General features: G+C 66.9%; 4 protein-coding genes and 1 pseudogene. 1 reads left to right on the forward strand and 4 read right to left on the reverse strand.

Annotated features, from left to right (window positions below; all coding sequences use genetic code 11):
* Nucleotides 1-183: DUF2505 family protein (locus tag WAW85_RS01965; protein ID WP_422557981.1), on the reverse strand; the 183-nt coding region annotated here is incomplete at its 3' end.
* Nucleotides 184-207: 24 nt separating this feature from the next.
* Here WAW85_RS01965 and WAW85_RS01970 point away from each other — a divergent pair.
* Nucleotides 208-1,281: a UDP-N-acetylmuramate dehydrogenase gene (locus tag WAW85_RS01970; protein WP_422557982.1), complete on the forward strand. Its 1,074-nt coding sequence runs from the start codon at nucleotides 208-210 to the stop codon at nucleotides 1,279-1,281.
* 125 nt (nucleotides 1,282-1,406) lie between these two features.
* On the opposite strand, the gene WAW85_RS01975 is transcribed toward WAW85_RS01970, so the two are convergent.
* The 3 genes and pseudogenes from WAW85_RS01975 to WAW85_RS01985 all read right to left on the reverse strand — a co-directional run.
* Complete coding sequence (locus WAW85_RS01975; RefSeq protein WP_422557984.1) at nucleotides 1,407-2,123, reverse strand: MerR family transcriptional regulator; 717 nt, start codon at nucleotides 2,121-2,123, stop codon at nucleotides 1,407-1,409.
* A gap of 17 nt (nucleotides 2,124-2,140) precedes the next feature.
* Nucleotides 2,141-2,509, reverse strand: a complete 369-nt coding sequence (locus tag WAW85_RS01980; protein WP_422557983.1) for a DUF2516 family protein — start codon at nucleotides 2,507-2,509, stop codon at nucleotides 2,141-2,143.
* A gap of 39 nt (nucleotides 2,510-2,548) precedes the next feature.
* Nucleotides 2,549-2,768, reverse strand: a pseudogene (locus WAW85_RS01985) (transcriptional regulator); the annotation flags it as partial.

The following is a 2,768-nucleotide window of genomic DNA, read 5'->3' on the forward strand; positions in this document are numbered from 1 at the left end:
GCCGACACCCTGCTTGGTGGTGATGGTGACCTTGTTGCCGTCGTGCGTGAACGATTCCACGCTGCCGTGCTCGGCATTGGTGCGCTCGATCAAGTCGTGCCAATACTGCTCGGTGACGTACAGCTGCCACAGCGCGGCGGTGCCGAACGGGTAGCTGACCGAATACTCGAAGTTGCTCGCCATGGCGCTCAGGTTACCGTTAGCGACGTGAGCACTCCGAATCCCGGCGGCCCGCGTCTCGCCGATTTCACCACACTGCGTTTGGGTGGGCCAGCGGTCGACCTGCGCCGCACGACCACCACCGACGAGCTGATCGCCGCTGTCATCGAATGCGACCGCGCCGGGCAACCGGTGTTGCTGATCGCCGGCGGGTCCAATCTGGTGATCGGCGACGACGGCTTCGACGGCACCGCGATCCTGATCGAGGGCAGCGGTGTCGAGTTCGGCCGCGCCGATGGCCGTCCGTTCGTGACGGCCGACGCCGGAACCAACTGGGATGAGCTCGTCGCGCAGACCGTGCAGCGCGGTTTCGGCGGGCTGGAATGCCTGGCCGGTATCCCCGGCGCAGCAGGCACCACACCGGTGCAGAACGTCGGCGCCTACGGCGTCGAAGTGGGCGACTTGCTCCGCGGCGTGCAGTTGCTCGACCGGCGCAGCGGGGAAATCGTCTGGGTCGCACCGGAACAGCTTGGACTGGCCTACCGGACCAGTCGCCTCAAGGGGAACGACGACGAGGTTGTTCTGGCCGTCTCGTTCTGGCTCAACGACGCAGCGCGCTCGGCCCCGATCCGTTACCGCGAACTGGCCCGCGAACTGGGCGTCGACGAGGGCGCGTCCGCCGACGCGGCCTCGGTGCGCGAGCGCGTACTGGCCCTACGCGCGAGCAAGGGCATGGTGCTCGACGACGCCGACCAGGACACCTGGAGCGCGGGCAGCTTCTTTACCAATCCGATCCTCGATCCCGCCGAGCTCCCCGGTGTCCTGGACCAGATTCGTGCCCACGTCGGCGACGACGTCGCGATCCCGCAGTTTCCTTCGGCCGCCGGGGTGAAGCTCTCGGCCGGTTGGCTGATCGAGCGGGCCGGTTTCACGCGCGGATTTCCCGGCGCCGATGCCCCCGCACGACTGTCGACCAAGCACACATTGGCGCTCACCAACCGGGGTTCGGCCACCACCGCCGACCTCCTCGCGCTGGCCACCACGGTGCGCGACGGCGTCGCCGCGGCATTTGGCGTCACACTGCACCCCGAACCGGTTTTCATCGGTTGCCGCCTCCCCTGACCTGGCCTGCCGCCCCATTCTCGCTTCCGGCGCCCCTCCGGAAGGGTGCCGGAATGAGCCGAGGGCGCCCGAACGGGCAGACGGCGCCGGAGCCCGGCTAGCGGCGTTGGAGTGAACGACGGCGGTCAGGGGGTGGGGTCGCCACCGGTTTCGTAATACTTGGTGGCTTCGCCGATCGCCCGGGAGATCTCCGCATCCAAAGCGTCAGCAAAGGCGGATTCGACGATGTCGTGCGCCATCGGGCGCACCGTGTGGATCAGTTCGGCAAGCTCGGACACGGACTTCTCGCTGAGGTTCGGCAGGTTCTCGTCGAAGTATTTGTCGGTGATGATCGAGACAAAGCTGGCGGCGACGTCGGCAAGATCGGCCTGCACGCGATCCCACCGGTCGAGCAGAATATCGATGTCGCTGCCGCCCTTGACCAGCACCTCGGCGCCTTCCAGCAGATCCGGGTTGCGCACCGCAAAGCCCGCACCGTCTTTGACCAGCAATCCGAGCTTCTGGCTGAGGCCGATAGCCCGGTCGCTGGCGTTGAGCGTCTTGCGCAGCTCGGTGATGGTGATGGTGGCGGCCCGCTTCAAGGTCCGGAGCCGTCCGCCCCGCGGCTTGCCCGCCAGCACATGTTCGACCTTCAGTCCGCGACTGGCGGCCAGGAGCAACTCACTGATGGTGGCGAACGTGTAGCCACGGTCGAGTAACCGGGAAATCAGGTTGAGGCGGACCAGGTGTTCTTCGGAGTACCAGCCGGTGCGGCCACGCACCTCCGGCGGCGGCAGCAGCCCGCGGTCCTGATACACCCGGATGTTGCGGACGCTGACTCCGGAGACTTCGGCCAGCTCCATGATGCGGTACTCGGCGCTCACGCTGCCTTCCGGAACCAGGAGCGGCCCTGAATCTCGTCGATCCGCGGGCGCACGCCCGCGAGGTACACGCTGATACCGATGACCCCGGCCAGGTAAATCAGCCCCGAAAACGAGGTGAGCACCGCGCTCGAGGCCGCGATCGGCAGCGCCAGGAGCCGGAAGACGCCGAGCAGCCCGGTGGCCAGCGCACTGGCGGCGAGCACACCCACCCAGAAGCCTTTGCTCTTGGCGTCGACGGCCGGGAACGCATCCGGTCGCGTGACGATGGCGTGAATCAGCGAGGCCACGCCGCCCACGAAAGACAGCACGGTGATGACAAGCAGCACCGCGAAGATGATCAGATTGACGATCCAGCCGACAGACACGTCGTTTATCTTAGTCCTGTCGCCGCCCGCAGCAGATGGTCACTCCCCGACCGTCGTCGTGGCTTCGGCCACCGCCGGGGTTGCCGCCACGCTCGCCGGGTCGCTGACCGGGACCTCACTCGAAGCGTTCTCATTGCGGAAGGAATCGTAGATCTCCAGCAGCATCTGCTTCTGGCGCTCGTTAATCGAGGTGTCCACGAGCAACGCATCGCGTACGGGGCTGGCCGGGCGCTCCTCCAGGATGCCAGCACGCACGTAC

Source organism: Gordonia sp. (in: high G+C Gram-positive bacteria) (genome assembly GCF_049299075.1).
Lineage (GTDB): Bacteria > Actinomycetota > Actinomycetes > Mycobacteriales > Mycobacteriaceae > Gordonia.

Coding starts and splice junctions, on each gene's coding strand:
- WAW85_RS01975 (WP_422557984.1), bottom strand. CDS start 2,123: ATGGAGCTGGCCGAAGTCTCCGGAGTCAGCGTCCGCAACATCCGGGTG.